This is a genomic window from Shouchella shacheensis (assembly GCF_001484965.1).
GTDB classification, from domain to species: domain Bacteria; phylum Bacillota; class Bacilli; order Bacillales; family Bacillaceae_D; genus Shouchella; species Shouchella shacheensis.
Genome location: NZ_LLYY01000040.1, coordinates 1 through 15,103, shown reverse-complemented (window position 1 = coordinate 15,103; position 15,103 = coordinate 1). Strand labels below are relative to the sequence as shown.

The 15,103-nt window shown below is 47.8% G+C and carries 15 protein-coding genes; 3 read left to right on the top strand and 12 right to left on the bottom strand.

What is annotated here, in order from left to right:
- Window positions 1-5: 5 nt before the first annotated feature.
- The gene (locus tag AVZ68_RS18150) at window positions 6-872 is read right to left on the bottom strand and encodes a fructosamine kinase family protein (protein ID WP_059105991.1); all 867 of its coding nucleotides are present in this window, start codon (window positions 870-872) and stop codon (window positions 6-8) included.
- Between the two features lie 90 nt (window positions 873-962).
- Here AVZ68_RS18150 and AVZ68_RS18145 point away from each other — a divergent pair, with 90 nt between their 5' ends.
- Complete coding sequence (locus AVZ68_RS18145; protein WP_059105990.1) at window positions 963-1,871, top strand: diacylglycerol/lipid kinase family protein; 909 nt, start codon at window positions 963-965, stop codon at window positions 1,869-1,871.
- A 137-nt stretch (window positions 1,872-2,008) separates the two neighbouring features.
- On the opposite strand, the gene AVZ68_RS18140 is transcribed toward AVZ68_RS18145, so the two are convergent.
- From AVZ68_RS18140 to AVZ68_RS18105, 8 genes are all read right to left on the bottom strand, one after another.
- Window positions 2,009-2,713: a DsbA family oxidoreductase gene (locus tag AVZ68_RS18140; protein ID WP_059105989.1), complete on the bottom strand. Its 705-nt coding sequence runs from the start codon at window positions 2,711-2,713 to the stop codon at window positions 2,009-2,011.
- Window positions 2,714-2,821: 108 nt separating this feature from the next.
- The gene (locus AVZ68_RS18135; RefSeq protein ID WP_059105988.1) at window positions 2,822-3,391 is read right to left on the bottom strand and encodes a Uma2 family endonuclease; all 570 of its coding nucleotides are present in this window, start codon (window positions 3,389-3,391) and stop codon (window positions 2,822-2,824) included.
- Window positions 3,392-3,595: 204 nt separating this feature from the next.
- Entirely contained in the window at window positions 3,596-4,402 is an 807-nt protein-coding gene (locus tag AVZ68_RS18130; RefSeq protein ID WP_059105987.1) for a formate/nitrite transporter family protein, read from the bottom strand.
- Between the two features lie 105 nt (window positions 4,403-4,507).
- A complete protein-coding gene (locus AVZ68_RS18125) occupies window positions 4,508-6,358 on the bottom strand; it encodes an ABC transporter ATP-binding protein (protein WP_059105986.1) in 1,851 nt (616 codons plus the stop codon).
- Entirely contained in the window at window positions 6,355-8,082 is a 1,728-nt protein-coding gene (locus tag AVZ68_RS18120; protein ID WP_059105985.1) for an ABC transporter ATP-binding protein, read from the bottom strand. Before AVZ68_RS18120 ends, AVZ68_RS18125 begins: the two co-directional genes overlap by 4 nt.
- A 1,430-nt stretch (window positions 8,083-9,512) precedes the next feature.
- Window positions 9,513-10,022 carry a hypothetical protein gene (locus tag AVZ68_RS18115; RefSeq protein WP_059105984.1) on the bottom strand — a complete coding sequence of 170 codons (510 nt, stop codon included), beginning with the start codon at window positions 10,020-10,022 and terminating at the stop codon, window positions 9,513-9,515.
- A 660-nt stretch (window positions 10,023-10,682) separates the two neighbouring features.
- Entirely contained in the window at window positions 10,683-11,114 is a 432-nt protein-coding gene (locus AVZ68_RS18110) for a hypothetical protein (protein ID WP_059105983.1), read from the bottom strand.
- Between the two features lie 31 nt (window positions 11,115-11,145).
- Window positions 11,146-11,742, bottom strand: a complete 597-nt coding sequence (locus AVZ68_RS18105; protein ID WP_059105982.1) for a hypothetical protein — start codon at window positions 11,740-11,742, stop codon at window positions 11,146-11,148.
- Between the two features lie 139 nt (window positions 11,743-11,881).
- Between AVZ68_RS18105 and AVZ68_RS18100 the strand changes: the two genes are divergently transcribed.
- Window positions 11,882-12,205: a hypothetical protein gene (locus tag AVZ68_RS18100; protein WP_059105981.1), complete on the top strand. Its 324-nt coding sequence runs from the start codon at window positions 11,882-11,884 to the stop codon at window positions 12,203-12,205.
- Between the two features lie 300 nt (window positions 12,206-12,505).
- On the opposite strand, the gene AVZ68_RS18095 is transcribed toward AVZ68_RS18100, so the two are convergent.
- A complete protein-coding gene (locus tag AVZ68_RS18095) occupies window positions 12,506-12,856 on the bottom strand; it encodes a hypothetical protein (RefSeq protein ID WP_059105980.1) in 351 nt (116 codons plus the stop codon).
- A 156-nt stretch (window positions 12,857-13,012) separates the two neighbouring features.
- Window positions 13,013-14,455 carry a DEAD/DEAH box helicase gene (locus AVZ68_RS18090; protein ID WP_059105979.1) on the bottom strand — a complete coding sequence of 481 codons (1,443 nt, stop codon included), beginning with the start codon at window positions 14,453-14,455 and terminating at the stop codon, window positions 13,013-13,015.
- 84 nt (window positions 14,456-14,539) lie between these two features.
- Here AVZ68_RS18090 and AVZ68_RS18085 point away from each other — a divergent pair, with 84 nt between their 5' ends.
- A complete protein-coding gene (locus tag AVZ68_RS18085; RefSeq protein WP_059105978.1) occupies window positions 14,540-14,749 on the top strand; it encodes a hypothetical protein in 210 nt (69 codons plus the stop codon).
- A 196-nt stretch (window positions 14,750-14,945) separates the two neighbouring features.
- Here the strand turns inward: AVZ68_RS18085 and AVZ68_RS20020 are convergent.
- Window positions 14,946-15,103, bottom strand: a 158-nt coding sequence (locus tag AVZ68_RS20020) for a zinc ribbon domain-containing protein (RefSeq protein ID WP_157404714.1), incomplete at its 5' end; no start/stop codon positions are given.

Below are 15,103 nucleotides of genomic sequence, written 5' to 3'. Positions count from 1 at the left end.
GCGACTCACCCGACGTACCTCCTTACCATCCGGTGCGCTTCCTGCACGTAGGGACCGCCGAAGCTAGCCGCATGCATGTAGATGTGGAAAAGCTGGTAGAGCGGCCACAGCTCACGCTTGAGCACTTGTCCCGATGCGGATTCGTAAGCGTCATAGAAACGTTGGGAGTAGCCGCCAAACAGTTGGGTGAGCGCTAGATCCATTTGCCGATCGCCGTAAAGAATCGCCGGGTCAATCAAGAACGGCTCTCCGTTTTCGTCAAAGAGCCTATTGCCGGCCCAGAGATCGCCATGCAACAAGGAAGCCCCCGGGTCTTCTGGCAAAAGCTGGTCGAGCTTGTCTGCGAGTTGACGGTGCGTGGCGGCTTCCCCCTCTGTAAATAGCCCTTTTTGCGTACAGAGGTCAATCAATGGTTGGAGGCGCTTTTCTGCGTAGAAGCGTGGCCAGCTCATGAATTCGCCTTTTTCCTGTTTAATGGTGCCAAGATAATTCTCATACCCGAGGCCGTAGAACGGCTGGATTGGATCGTGCATGGCCGCCAATCCTTCCCCAAGAAGCTCGTCCGAGTTCACTCCTTTCGGTCCAACATTTATATAGGAAAGGACAAGGTGAGGCACATCATCTGCCTGGTCACCGACACCGAGGACAGCCGGGACAGACAGCGTTTTTGTTTTTCTGATCTCCTCTAATCCTTTCGCTTCTTTAAGAAATAAGTCCTTCGCTACCTCGAAATGAGCTTTCACAAAGACCCACTGCTTGTCTGTTTCCACTGCAAAGGCTTCGCTAATATCCCCACCACTGACGCTCTTTACTTGGTAAATGCTCGCATTTGGAACGGCCTTCTTCACCGCCTGTTCAATTCCCTTCTTCATCTGTGAGACTCCTCCTCTCATCAATATTTTTACATGTTATAAACGCCCCTACACGGTATAATAGAAAGAGATACGGAAAGGAATGGATCGATGATGCGATACAAAAACGTCCTTCTTCTCTATAATGGAGCAGCGGGAAATGGAGATATTGCTGAGACGCTTCAGCAAGTCACCCGCCGGCTTGCGCCAGACATCGTCGAATTGACCCTTTATCAAACCCAGAAAGAAGGCGATGCAACGCGCATTAGCACCGAGCGCGGAAAGGAGCTCGACCTTTTAATCATCATGGGCGGGGACGGCACCGTGCATGAGAGCATTAACGGCATTATGCAACTAGAACCCGAATACCGCCCAACCGTAGCGATCCTTCCCACTGGGACATGCAATGATTTTTCTCGCGCGCTCGATAACCACACGATTGAGGAAGCGCTGGAAGCGATTCTTGAGGGAAGAACCATCTCGGTCGATATCGGTCAGATGAACGATCATTATTTTTCGAACTTCGTGGGCCTCGGATTAATTACCGAAGCCTCTAAATCAAAAGAAGGCAACCTGAAAGATCGATTTGGCAAGTTTGGCTATTTGCTTAGCGCCGTTCAATCCCTCAAAAACCCCGAGCCGTTCTCCTACACACTGACAACCGACAAGGAGACGAAATCGGGCGAAGCCATCATGATTCTTGCCATGAACGGACATTATCTTGGAACGGCTGGATTATTTCTCGAAAAAACGTTGCTGACAGACGCCCTGCTCGATCTGTTTATTGTTCAGGAAGCTGGGATGACACTTGTTAAGAACGTCTACAATCAAACATTTGCGGATGAAAACGGGCGGCGAGAGGCGGAGGGACTTGAAGTCTTTCAGGCTGGCCGCTTTACGCTAGAAACCGACCCTTCTCTTGATGTCGACAGCGACGGTGAGATTTATGTAAACACCCCACTCGAAATTACGGTTCATCCCGAAGCGATTGCCTTCATTAAAGGATGGGAAGAGGGATGAATGGGGACCCTCTCTATGGGGGAGGAGCCTGTGCCTAGTGCCTCAGAACTTCCGCTTACGCACATAGACTTATTTTTAAACCCCTTGACTCCCACGTTCCATGGAGAGCCAGGGGGTTCCTTCTGAGAACGTTCTCCCTACCCATCACACGATCCGTCGCTACAGGTTTTCGTGTCCTCACCAACGACGTGAAGCGGCTGCTGGGCGTTCTCTTCTTCCCACACTTTGTTCAACACCTCAAGGAAAGCCTCCGGCGGCTGAGCTCCCGAGACCGCATACTTGCGGTTCAAAACGAAAAATGGCACGCCTTGAACGCCAATCTGTGCCCCTTCCTGCTGATCGCGAAGAACCTCATTGCGGTAATTCTCCCCAGAGAGCACGACAAGTACATTCTGCTTGTCTAGACCGGAATCATTTGCGATTGTTGCCAGCACCTCATGATCACCGACATCAGCACCTTCTGTAAAGTAAGCCTTGAGCAATCGCTCCATCACCCCATCCATTTTCCCGTGTTCAGCCGCGTAATGACTCAGACGATGCGCATCCATCGTATTCGTCATCACAACATCCTCTAACTGAAAGTCAAGCCCGACCTCATTTGCCTGCGCGGCCACCTGCTGATTCATTTCTCTCGCTTTTTCGATTGTCATGTTGTACTTCTCGGCAAGCAACTCCGTCATCGACTCGCCCGTGTTTTTCTTTGCCGCCGGGTCGAGTTGAAAACTTTTAAACGTTTTTTCAACGGCACCCTTGTGTTCAAACGTCTCAAGCGCCTGCTCAAATTTCCGTTTTCCAATATAACAAAACGGGCAAGCAATATCTGACCAAATTTCAACCTTCATCCTTTGACACTTCCTTCTTTCCAGTTTCGATCTTTTAATGAAAATTTTCTGTCAAACAAATAAAATATCACATCATCGGCATTTTTATCAGCAACGATCCCACTATTACTAAGCAAAAATAGGCTCGAGATCCAATTTCAATCCAGACAGAAGCTCAACATCAATCGTATCCTCTTTGGTAAAAACTCCTTGGAACTTGTATAGCCCAGCGACCAATCTGTGTATTTCCACCGATTTGTTCGCAGGGTCAACCAGCCAATACTCTTTCACCCCTGCTTTTTCGTAAAGCAGGTATTTCGTCCAGCGATCCAGCTTGACCGTGGAGGGAGAGAGAACCTCGACAATGATATCAGGTGCCCCGTTGCACCCTTTGTCATCCAGTTTATGCTGATCGCAGACAATGGACAAATCAGGCTGGACCACTTGATCCACCTCATCGTCTCGTTTGTCTTCTGCTAATAGCCGAACATCGAAAGGCGCAATAAAGGCTTTACATGCCTTATCACGCAAACAGACAGAGAGCGCGATAAATAATTCACCAAGAATCTCCTGGTGCCTTCGTGAAGGAGCTGGCGACATACTGATGATATCTCCGTCAATAATCTCCACTCGCTCTCCCTCCTCCCAAGTCAGGTAATCAGCATAAGAGTACTTTTCTTTCTCATTTGGAATGGCCATCTAACTCATTCCTTTCGACTTATTCTTACTCTTATTTTATCACAGGCTAACATGCGTTACACCTCTACTACTAATGATACAGCACATCTTACTCTATTTCGTAGCGTCTTTCTTTACTCTGATTCCCCTTACTTTCACAGCGGTCAGGGGCCTGTTCAGCAAGTCTTGGCAAAAAAGAGCGAAACCATTAGGCTCGCTCTTTCCTCACGCACTTTGCTTCTGCTCTTGTTCTTGCTCTTTCTTCTTGTTCACACTAATGAAATAGTAAAGACCGCCAACGAAAAGCCCGCCGCCAATGATGTTGCCGAGCGTGACAGGAATCATATTGTGAAAGAAGCCAGCAATCGTCACCGTTTCCGTGCCACCGTGGAACAGCGCGACCCCAAGGATCGACATATTGGCGACGCTATGCTCAAAGCTCGGCACTATGAACGCAAAAATTAACATAAAGATAATAATAAGCTTCGCCACGTCATGGTCGGTCCTTAGCGATGTCCAAATCGCCAAGCAAACGATCCAGTTGGCGAGAATTCCCTGAAAAAACAGCTGCATCGTCCCTGCTGTCATTTTCTCCTCCGACATCGTCATCATAAGATGGTCTGAAGCGACATCTCCATAAATGCCTGTCAGTAGCACGAGCGTGCAGAGAGCAAACGCACCGATCAGATTGCCTAAATAGCTCCAAACCCAAACGACGAGTGTCTGCTTCCACGTCGTCACTTTCGAGAGCGAACTGACGGTGAAAATCAGGTTATTGCCTGTAAACAACTCCGCCCCTGCAAAGAGCACGAGCGCTAAGGCTAGTCCAAATGTCGCACCAAGCACAAGATCCGTGGCCGGGGAATCAGCCGCCTCCAGTGGCGCCCCTACCGAAAAAATGACCAGAACGCCCACCCCGACGTAGGCACCGGCTAGCGCTGCAGAGATCAAATAACGCAGGGGACTCGACTGAAGCAGGGCTCTTTTGGTGTGTGCCTGATTGTTTAATGTTTCCAATGTGTCTTTATACATAGGGATCCCCCTTACAATTCCAAGGATTGACTACCCTTTTTTGGAAGGTTTTAAACAATGGGGTTAAGGGAGGTGGGGGAAAGGGATCCCTGGAAAGTAGCATCCTCAAGCCATTTCCTTTTCCCTCCTCCCCCCTGCAAACTGACTCTCATAAAGCTCCACATAAAACCCACCTTTAGCCATAAGCTCCTCATGGCTGCCTTGTTCAACGATTCTCCCCTGTTCCATAACGAGAATGAGATCGGCGTCTCGAATCGTGGAAAGTCTATGGGCAATGATAAAACTAGTTCGTCCCTTCATCAAATGGGATAACGCTTTTTGAATATGACGTTCCGTTCGTGTGTCGACACTCGCCGTTGCTTCATCGAGAACGAGAATGCTCGGGTCAGACAGGATGGCGCGGGCAATCGTCAGAAGCTGTCTCTGTCCCTGGGAAATGTTCGATCCCGCTTCGTTTAGAACAGTGTCATACCCATGAGTGAGTGTTCGAATAAAATGGTCCGCATGGGCGGCTTTGGCGGCTTGAACCACCTCTTCTTCCGTTACATCTTCACGCCCGTAGGCAATCGCGTCCTTAACGCTGCTACTGGAGAGCCAGCTGTCTTGTAGAACCATCCCGAACAGGCTGCGCACATGTTCACGCTGCATGTGCTGGATGTTGACACCGTCAATCGTAATCCGACCGCTATCAATTTCATAGAAACGCAGCAGAAGGTTCATCAGTGTGGTCTTTCCAGCACCGGTCGGACCGACAATCGCCACCTTCTGCCCTTGTTGCACCTCAAAATGAACATCCTCAAGCAATGGCTGGTCTTCCTGGTACCGAAACGACACGTTCTCGAAGCTCACATTCCCTTTCGGATCGGACAAGCGCTTCATGGCTGTCGGTTCTTCCTCTTCCTCTGGTTCATCAAGAATTTCGAAGACGCGCTCGGCTGCGGCCACCGTCGATTGAATTAAGTTCGTGATGTTCGCCACCTGGTTGATCGGTTGGGAAAAGAGCCGTACATACAGGATAAACGCCTGAATATCCCCAATTGGAATTCTTCCCCCAGCGACAAGAATGGCCCCCATCACGCAGACAACCACGTACACGAGATTATTGACGAACCTCAACAGCGGCATGATCAGTCCGGAGACAAACTGTGCGCGCCACCCCGAATCATACAGGGTAGCATTCATCTGCGTAAACTGATCGATCGACTTTTCTTCGCGTCCAAATGCTTTCATCACCTGGTGGCCCGAGTACATTTCTTCCACATGACCGTTCAATACTCCGAGTGCTTGCTGCTGCTTGATAAAATAGTTCTGTGAGCGAGCCACAACTTTTTTCGTGATGAAAAAGCTCAGCGGCAATGTCAGGAGAGCAATGACGGTCATTAACGGACTAATCGTTAGCATCATGATGACGACACCAACCATGGTGATCAAGGACGTGATTAGCTGCGTCAGGCTCTGTTGGAGGGTACTGCTCACTTTCTCTAGGTCGTTCACGGCACGGCTGAGTAGATCCCCGCGGCTTCGTGTATCAAAAAAGCGCAGGGGAAGGCGTCCGAGTTTTTCATTCACTTCCCGACGCAGCACGCGGACAATCTTCTGGGCAACACCCACCATTAAGTATTCTTGCACATAACCAAAATAGGCACTTAACAGATACAAGGCCCCGAGCACAAGCAAGATCTGTACAACGACGAAAAAGTTGATGCCCTCCCCTACGACCCCTTGAAACAGTTCCGTGATTGCCAGCCCCATAATTTTCGGACCAAGAATGGTAAATGCTGTGCCGAGTATTGCTGTGAGGGTCACAACGACCAATCGCCATTTATAGGCACCTACGTAGCCGGTCAGCCTTTGGATGGTGCCTTTCAAATCTTTCGGTTGTTGCGGGTTCTTTTCTTTCTGGGACTCTTTGGCTCCTCCTCTGCCAGGACGCTGCTTTTGCTGTCTCTTACTCATGCAGGTTCCTCCTCTGCCAGCTGCGAAGCTACAATTTCTTGATACACCTTACAGTGTTCCATCAGCTCTTCGTGCTGACCGATTCCCACCATCCTACCTTCGTCCAACACCACAATCTGATCAGCGTTTGCGACCGTTTCTACGCGTTGCGTGACGAACAACACGGTGGAATGGGCCGTCTCTTGCTGAAGGGCACGGTGCAGCTCGGCATTCGTTTTCACATCAAGGGCGGAAAAGCTGTCATCAAATAGATAAAGGCCAGGCTTTCTCACCAGCGCGCGTGCAATCGCCAAACGCTGGCGCTGTCCTCCAGAAACATTGGCACCTTGCTGGGCGATCTTGGAGTCAAACCCTTCCTTCGTCCTGGAAATAAACTCGGTCGCTTGCGCGATGTCGGCTGCCTGTTTCACTTCCTCGTCCGTCGCCGTTTCCTTGCCGTACCGAATGTTCTCGGCAATCGTCCCTTTAAACAGGAAGGACTGTTGTGGAACAAAACCGATTTGAGCTCTCAGGTTCTTTTGCGGGATATCACGTATATCGACACCGTCCAGAAGAATCGCGCCTTCCTCAATCTCGTAGAAACGTGGAATGAGGTTGACTAACGCCGACTTTCCTGCCCCCGTACCACCGATGATGGCCGTCACCTCTCCAGGCTTTGCCGTGAATGAGATATCACGAATCACGGATTTCTCTGCTCCAGGATAACGAAACGCCACCTGTTGAAACTCAAGCAACCCTTTTCCAGGATTGGTGTGCCATTCTTCTTTAGAACCCTGACGATCAGGCACAGCGTTCAACACCTCATTGATTCGGTTCGCAGAAACAGCGGCGCGAGGGATCGCCACAAACATCACCGACGCCATGATGAACGCAAACATGATTTGCATCGCATACTGAATAAAAGCCATCAAATCACCGACTAGTATCGACCCACTGTCAATCCGGAAGGCGCCAAACCAGATAATCGCGATCACGGAAAAATTAAGGACGTACATCATAATCGGCGTTAAGGTGACCATCATCTTATTGACTCTAATTGCGGTATCGGCAAAATCGACATTGACGTCGTTAAAGCGATCCTGCTCGTGGTTCACACGATTGAACGAGCGAATCACACGAATTCCCGTCAACCCTTCTCGCAGAACAAGGTTTAAGCGGTCCGTTTTTTCCTGTAAAGACTTGAACAGCGGAATCGCCTTCTTGGAAATGAGAAAAACAGCCAAAACAATAATCGGGAGCGGAGCGATGATTAACAGGGACAGCATGGGATCCATCATGACCGCCAAGATGACCGCACCGACGAACATCATCGGAGCCATGAGCAACACCCGCAGCATCATCGTCAACACTTGCTGAACTTTCATAATGTCATTCGTCGTTCGGGTGATCAGCGAGGACGTGCCCATTTGATCAAAGCCCTGCAACGAAAAATTCTCCACATGAGCGAAGACCCGGTCGCGGACAATTTTGCCAAACCCAGCAGAAATCTTTGCGGAATAAAAGGCGCCGAGTATCGAAAATACCACACCTACGCCAGCAACAAGCAGCATGAAGCCACCGATTTGCATAATAAAGGGAATGTCGCCGTTCACGATCCCGACATCGACAATCGCTGCCATCAGGGTGGGCAAGACTAATTGCGAAACGGCCTGCAAAAACGTAAGCACCATTACGATCACAATTGCCATGCGATACGGCTTCAATAATGTAAACAATTTCAGCATCTGTTCTCACCTCCGCTCCCTTTTAAGATCAACTCGGGGAGCCTTTCACCTATGTAACGAGCAATAGCCGGAGTAGAAATCACCCCGGCTACTGATTCAACCTGTGTGAAAGGACTGGCTTTCACACAAGTGGATGCTATTTCAATGGGGGTACCCCCGCTTCTACTGCGCCTCTTCCTAGAGGATGTTGCTCACATCGACATCAATGTTCGCAGAGTCATTCCCGCTCTCATTGAGGACATCGCTTAAAATTTGCGTGATATCGGTCATTTCTGGTCACCTCCTAGTAGTTTCAGGCTTCCGCACAAGCCTTCTCTTCTTCTCGGTGTTCCAATGTTAGAGCAAGTCGCTTACATCAATGTTGAGGTTGCCGGACTCATTCCCGCTCTCATTGAGGACATCGCTTAGGATTTGCGTGATATCGGTCATTTCTGGTCACCTCCTAGTAGTTTTCAGGCTTTCGTACAAGCCTTCTCTTCTTTTTCGGTGTTCCAATGTTAGAGCAAGTCGCTTACATCAATGTCGAGGTTGCCGGACTCATTCCCGCTCCCATTGAGGACATCGCTTAAAATTTGCGTGATATCGGTCATTTCTGGTCACCTCCTAGTACTGGTGAAAGTGCTAGCTAAAACCAAAATCCTACCGTTTATAGGAGATTGCTTACATCTACGCTTACGTTAGCAGAATCATTTCCGCTCTCGTTAAGAATGTCGCTTAGAATTTGAGTGACGTCTGTCATTCCTTTCACCTCCTAAGTATGTGAAACCTTCTTTCCTAATTGTGCCCTCTTGCCATTAAAGAAGGTTGCTTACGTCTACGTCCACGTTGCCAGATTCATTGCCACTCTCGTTGAGAATGTCAGTCAAGATTTGCGTTACATCCATCTCGTTTCTCGCCTCCTTCATACCGTTACAATAAGCTAACGGAAGAACTAAGAAATTGGATCACTTTTTCCGCACATTTTTTAGTGAAACGTTCTCTGATAGCCTATAGTAGATTGCTTACATCCACGTCTAGATTGCCAGATTCATTGCCACTCTCATTGAGAATGTCAGTCAAGATTTGCGTTACATCTGTCATGAGTTCTCACCTCCCTTGCATCTTTCATAAAGCTAACGAAACAAACAAGAAACTGGATCACTTTGCAAGGAACTTTTTTTAAAAGAAATTTTCTTTTCTATAAGAAGTCGCTCACGTCGACATCAAGATTCCCGGAGTCATTGCCGCTCTCACTTAGAATATCGCTTAAGACTTGAGTGATGTCAGTCATCTTATGTCACCTCCAATTGGTCTTGGTATGTGCTGTACCTCTTCAACCTTTCTAGTAAACGTATTTTTATTGAAAAATCTATTTCAGAGTTTCTACCTCAAGTGTGCCAATGCGTGTGGGACTAAAAAAGGAGCCCCCCACAGCTGGAAAGAGACTCCCTCTACTCATTCACCGTTTCCGATGGTTCGGATTCCTGCCCCGTCTGATCGACAGCTGTAACATAATAGCTGTGGTTGGCAGCGTCTGGATCGGTATACGTTTTGCGCTCATAGGAGGCTACACTGGCCACATGATTGAAATTTCCTTCCTGATCCCCACGGTACACCAGATAGCCTACGATCTCATCCTCTCTTACCGCGTGCCAGCTTACAAATGTCCCGTTGATCTCCACGTTCGTCGGAGCGTCAGGGCGTCCGGCTTCTTCCTCATTCCCTTGCCGCTCTTCCGCTTCCGATTCCTGAGGAGCCGATTCATCTACGTTCGAAGACCCGTTTTCATCTTCATCCTCATCATCCGTTTCATCGATCGTCGCTTCGCTGTGAACGTGAACGTCCTGTTCGGCTTCGGCGTTTGGGCGGGCGGCTTCCTGGTCATAAAAACCCTTCGCGTATTCAAAAATGAGCAACAGAGAAAGCAAGCCGCTCAAGACGAACAGCGTCATTTTTTTCATCCAACTCACCTCGCTGGGCTAGGTCCGCTTTTCGAGAAAAGAGGGCACCTCAGCCGTCCTTTTCCCTTGTATTAGAGGAAACGAAGAGAGGAACGGTTTGGATCACATGCCACCTCACAAGGGGCAAGTTGAAACTAGAAAGAAATCAAAAGAACCCCCAGAATTGCCATCTCTGCTAGATAGAGACGACTAATAACCTCCTGCGCTTAACTTAGTAACAATAATACCAGGGTTGATCCAAAAATTAGAGGCACCTGGACTAATTTTTAGGGTTAATTGGCTTAGACAAATAAGAAACAAGCATCCGCTTTTTTAGCGGATGCTTGTTTCTTTTAACCCAACTTTCGGACACGTAAAATACAACTCATTCCCTGATACAAAGGAATGAAGGTCGCTGACCCTGTCGGAGGAATCCGAACAAGCAGCGTTAATCCGGACCAGACGAGAGGGTCAACTATGTTTTTAAACTCCAAAAGTTGAATCTTTTAACCAATTCAGCCTTCATATTCACTTAACTGCCTTCTAAGCTGCTCATTCTCCTCTTCTAACCTCTCAATGTATGCACGCTGCTCGTTCGCTTTGGAGGCGTCCTCAGCCCCCACTTTATTTATGAAACCATATATGAGAAAAACAAGCGGAAGCCACGTTAGAACGCTCCATTCAAAGAAAAAAAGATACAGGAAACACAATAACGGCAAGTATATAATAAACCTTGGCCTGATCAATATCGATGGACCAAACGTCTGTATAGGTGTTTCGTTTGTATGCAAAAATGTAGAAAATATGTTTAACAATAGCGATAAACAAAATCATATATGTACTTAGAACAACGAAATGAACCACGGTAGATACCCAGTTTTCTAGCCCGTCGCTAAAAAAATGCAGCGCTCCAATCAGAAGTGGAATGACAAGGACTTGAAATAATAGAGAAACCGGCCGGCGATTTTTGGGCTCCTTAACCTTTCCTCCCTTAAGAGAATAAAAACCGATTTTTTGTAAATACATTGTACAGAGATAGACGATAAATGCGAGGATATAAACCGAAACCATCGTTATCAGCCAACTATCCTGTACAAGATAGACAGAATTCATTTAAAGCCCCTCACTTTCAGTAAGTGTTTGTTTATACCTCCATTTCCAGCGATGCGTCCTCACCAATGGGTTCATCCGTTTCCGGGTCAATCGGCGCTTCAATATGTATCTGCATGGTGACTATGTCTTCGTACGCATTCGATTCGATAAAGTCCGTCACATCAAAATACAAAACGACCTCTTCATTCCCTCTAATGACAGGAATGGAATTGAAACCATCATGGAGAGGATAAGATTCATCATGATTAATCGTAAGCTCAAATTGACCTGACTCAAACTGAATTTCGTTTCCGCTTTCCTCAAAACCTGAAGCGTCTACTTCAAACCCGATAAAATCTACCTCTTCATCTCCTCCGTACAGTTCCCTTTCAAAGTCACTCGTAAAATGCCCATTAACGAATGTAGCTTCACCAAAGTCAAATAAGATTTCTTCAAAACGAAGCTCTTCATCTACTTCAAACCTCGCAAGCTCAATAGGAAATGACAAGTCTGGATCTTCACTCCTAGCTTCTTCAACATCCTTAATATCTAAATCATTCGTTTCGTTCGTTCCTTCATTAATTCCTTCATTTGAGCATCCTGCTGCGCTTAGGACAACAAGACTTACTAAAGTTAGGTAGCTTTTCATAAAATCTAAACCTCCTTACAAAATTTGAAGAACCCTATTCTATCAAAATAAAAACCACTTTAATCGTCAGAGCCTGCACCATGACCTACGTTCTACCATATGTTACACTTGTTTCATCTTTTTCACTCCAGAGGCAGATATGAATACTGATCACTTATCCAAAAGCAGAAAACAAAGTACTGTAACAAAAATGGTGTTAGGTATAGCTGAAGCCATGTTGGGGTTTCCCGTTTATGGCGGAGCGTTCATTCTCGCTCTGTTTTGGAGTCCTCTCTTCGTCATGTTGATATTCCATATTATAGGGTATCGGTTGGCTAAGAAAGCTAAACTACCCACAACAGGTCATACTCTAGGCATCATTACCTCCTCACTAGGTTGGATACCGGTTATAGGAATGATCCTTCATATCATTACAGCATTTTACTTACTTTTTGAAGCGTTTATGGGGCGGTACGCAAAATAAACACTCAACGATCTGAGTGTTTATTTTTTTCTTTTAGATTGTCAATCTCGTTTAAAATTTTGCTCTGTGTTTCCTTTATCTCTTCGATTGCGTTTTGTACGTTCTTTCTTTCTACTTTTGCTTCCTCTAGTGTTCGTCTTCTTTTCTACGAGCCTCATTCTTTTTAATAGTCGCAACTAGGAAGACGATTGCAACAATGACGGCCACCCATAAGATCATTTCCATTTTTGAACTCCTTAACCCGTGATTTCACAGCCACTTATTCTTACATATGGCGTTAGCTCTTCTAGTGGATAAGGCTCAGTACTCCCTCATCTCTTCCTCATCCTGACTTTGCTCCTCCTCAGGTTCGCTAACATCATCCCCAGTCACTGTGACTTCACACACATATTGCCCTAATTCTTCCCAGAGGGAGATGACGACCTCTGCGATCTTGGCTTCATGCCTATCGAACACTCGGTAGCTGATTGTGTGCTTGGGCTTTTCTTCCTCGGTCATCTTTTCGCTTCTATGAACATCTGGCAGCAAATCCACAGCATAATCCCAGGCCATTTGTTTTAGGCCTTCTTGTGTTTCGGTGTTCAGACTGGCGTCGTGGGGGTGCGCTCCTTTTGCGACTTCCACTTCGAATTGTTTGGTCACTGTTGGCATGGGAACCTCCTATGGTTTGTAAGAATGAAGTGCCCCTAGTATAAGGGAATCACCATCGCTGTTCCAATTAGTAAACCAGAAAAAGTAGGACTATCTCCCTTATCTCATTGAGTTTTTGTCTTTGACCTTCCACTACCCAACGCTACTCTTCTATTACTATTCCTTCGCCTGATACACCTTCAACGGCTTCCCTTTGACCGGTGTGTGCGTCATCGCTCTCAGAACGAGAGGGCCTTTGCCGTTCAGAATCTCGACAAAGGAACGTGTCTCCTCAATCGTGATGATCCCAATATCCGTCGCCTCGACCCCGTCAAGCTTAGCGATTGTGCCGACAAAGTCCACCGCTCGCAGCTTCTTGCGTTTGCCCCCGTTAAAATAGAGCTTGGTGATTCCTTCATTTAACGCCTGATGCGTTGCCTCTTTTTCTTGCGGCTGCTCGGCAAGCTTGGCCCGAAACGCTTTTTCCGCCCGCTTTACTGCTTCGCTCGTCGGCGTCTCCCTCCGTGTGATCGTGAAGCCGATATAGTCCTCGATCTCCTTCAGTCTCTCCTCTTCCGCTTCCGTAAAAAAGGCAATTGCTTTTCCGGAGGCACCGGCTCTTCCTGTGCGCCCGGAGCGATGGACGTAGCTCTCGGTTTCATTTGGGAGATCATAGTGAATCACAAGCGGGACATTCTCAATATCGATGCCCCTCGCCGCAACATTGGTGGCGATCAAATAGCGAAAGACCCTGCGCTTAAAGGCATTCATGACGGCGAACCGATCCCTTTGATACAAGCCGCCATGAAGCTTGTTGCACGGATACCCCTCTCGGCGCAGATGCTTAAAAAGCGCATCCACCTTCTCCTGCGTATTGCAAAAAACGATGCAGCTGTCCGGATTTTCCACCGTCGTTATGGCTTGGAACGTCTTTTCCTTTTCCCGTTCCCGTACCGCGATCGCCATGTGTGTGATGGCTTCTGTCATTACTGCGGTTGAGGCGATTTGAATCTGCTTCGCATTTGTCATGTATGTGGCACTTAGTTCGACCACATCTGCTGGAAGCGTCGCCGAAAAAAGCATGGTTATTCGCGGGCTGGGGAGCCGCTTTAAGATCGATTCGACTTGCTTCAGAAACCCCCGGTTCAACATCTCATCGGCTTCGTCAACGACAACGTAGCGAAGCTGTGCAAGAGGAAACGTGCCTTTTTCCAGATGATCGAGGAGACGACCCGGGGTACCAACGACCATGTGATTTTTTTGTTTGAGCTGCTCTTTTTGCTTCGCGAATGGCTGCTTGCCGTAGATCGCTGTCGCCTTGATGCGTTTCAGACGACCAATGTCCGTCGCGTCTTGTTGAATTTGCGCCGCCAATTCGCGCGTCGGCGTTAAAATCAGCGCTTGTGGCTGATTCTCTTCCCACTTCACCGCCTCACAGATGGGAATCACAAAGGCCGCCGTCTTCCCGCTCCCCGTCTCTGCTTGAACGAGAAGGTCCCTCCCTTTTAACGCATAAGGCAGGACCTCGGCTTGGACGTCCGTCGGTTTGGTGAACGTTAAATGAGAGAGCGCTTTTAGGATTTCCGGACTTAAGTCGTAGGGATGGAAACTTGTAGGCATTTTAATCGCACCTTTTCTTTACGTATTGGATCGCTTTCAGTATACTTTAAAGACATTCCGTTTAACAGCTCGGGGGCGACCGTGATGGAAAGCAGAAGGCGTGATTCGAAAACAACAGAACCTCTGAGCGGGCCATTTTTCTTCGTTCTTTTTGGCCTCATTTTAACGAACAATAGTCTCCTTACTGGACCTGATACGGCGAGACATATAGCGCTATCATCTGGCATAGGCTTGCTTCTGTTGCTAGGTGCTTTCTTTGGTGCTGAGAAATGGCTTGACAACTCCCACGCCTAAAGGCGCAAGCGTGATCCCTCTCGGTCTTCATGTGGGATTCTTGAATGATAAAAGAGACGTCCATTTCTGGTATCTCAGTGCTCTTCAAGTTTAGGGACGTGTCATCGCCCCGTCCTGTTTCGTTGTACATCCAAATAATGTACGTACCTTAACAGGCGGTGTCGCTGTTACCACAACACTAGATGAAAAGGGTCGGCTACGTGCCTCGTTTTTTCTTTTCCGCGGGTCCGCTGATCGCTTTCGCAATATTGTACGAGGCGTTCGCGTCCGCATGGGTGGTATAGCCACATGCGGTACAACAAAATAGAAGTCCTCTGCGGTTGGCTTTGGATGCATGGCCACACTTGCACGTTT

What these genes read in the sequence shown, in the direction of transcription:
- AVZ68_RS18095 (WP_059105980.1), bottom strand. Translation starts at nt 12,856, where the DNA reads ATGCCAACAGTGACCAAACAATTCGAAGTGGAAGTCGCAAAAGGAGCG.
- AVZ68_RS18105 (WP_059105982.1), bottom strand. Translation starts at nt 11,742, where the DNA reads ATGAAAAGCTACCTAACTTTAGTAAGTCTTGTTGTCCTAAGCGCAGCA.
- AVZ68_RS18150 (WP_059105991.1), bottom strand. Translation starts at nt 872, where the DNA reads ATGAAGAAGGGAATTGAACAGGCGGTGAAGAAGGCCGTTCCAAATGCG.
- AVZ68_RS18135 (WP_059105988.1), bottom strand. Translation starts at nt 3,391, where the DNA reads ATGGCCATTCCAAATGAGAAAGAAAAGTACTCTTATGCTGATTACCTG.
- AVZ68_RS18100 (WP_059105981.1), top strand. Translation starts at nt 11,882, where the DNA reads ATGAATACTGATCACTTATCCAAAAGCAGAAAACAAAGTACTGTAACA.
- AVZ68_RS18120 (WP_059105985.1), bottom strand. Translation starts at nt 8,082, where the DNA reads ATGCTGAAATTGTTTACATTATTGAAGCCGTATCGCATGGCAATTGTG.
- AVZ68_RS18140 (WP_059105989.1), bottom strand. Translation starts at nt 2,713, where the DNA reads ATGAAGGTTGAAATTTGGTCAGATATTGCTTGCCCGTTTTGTTATATT.
- AVZ68_RS18125 (WP_059105986.1), bottom strand. Translation starts at nt 6,358, where the DNA reads ATGAGTAAGAGACAGCAAAAGCAGCGTCCTGGCAGAGGAGGAGCCAAA.
- AVZ68_RS18145 (WP_059105990.1), top strand. Translation starts at nt 963, where the DNA reads ATGATGCGATACAAAAACGTCCTTCTTCTCTATAATGGAGCAGCGGGA.
- AVZ68_RS18110 (WP_059105983.1), bottom strand. Translation starts at nt 11,114, where the DNA reads ATGAATTCTGTCTATCTTGTACAGGATAGTTGGCTGATAACGATGGTT.
- AVZ68_RS18130 (WP_059105987.1), bottom strand. Translation starts at nt 4,402, where the DNA reads ATGTATAAAGACACATTGGAAACATTAAACAATCAGGCACACACCAAA.
- AVZ68_RS18085 (WP_059105978.1), top strand. Translation starts at nt 14,540, where the DNA reads ATGGAAAGCAGAAGGCGTGATTCGAAAACAACAGAACCTCTGAGCGGG.
- AVZ68_RS18090 (WP_059105979.1), bottom strand. Translation starts at nt 14,455, where the DNA reads ATGCCTACAAGTTTCCATCCCTACGACTTAAGTCCGGAAATCCTAAAA.
- AVZ68_RS18115 (WP_059105984.1), bottom strand. Translation starts at nt 10,022, where the DNA reads ATGAAAAAAATGACGCTGTTCGTCTTGAGCGGCTTGCTTTCTCTGTTG.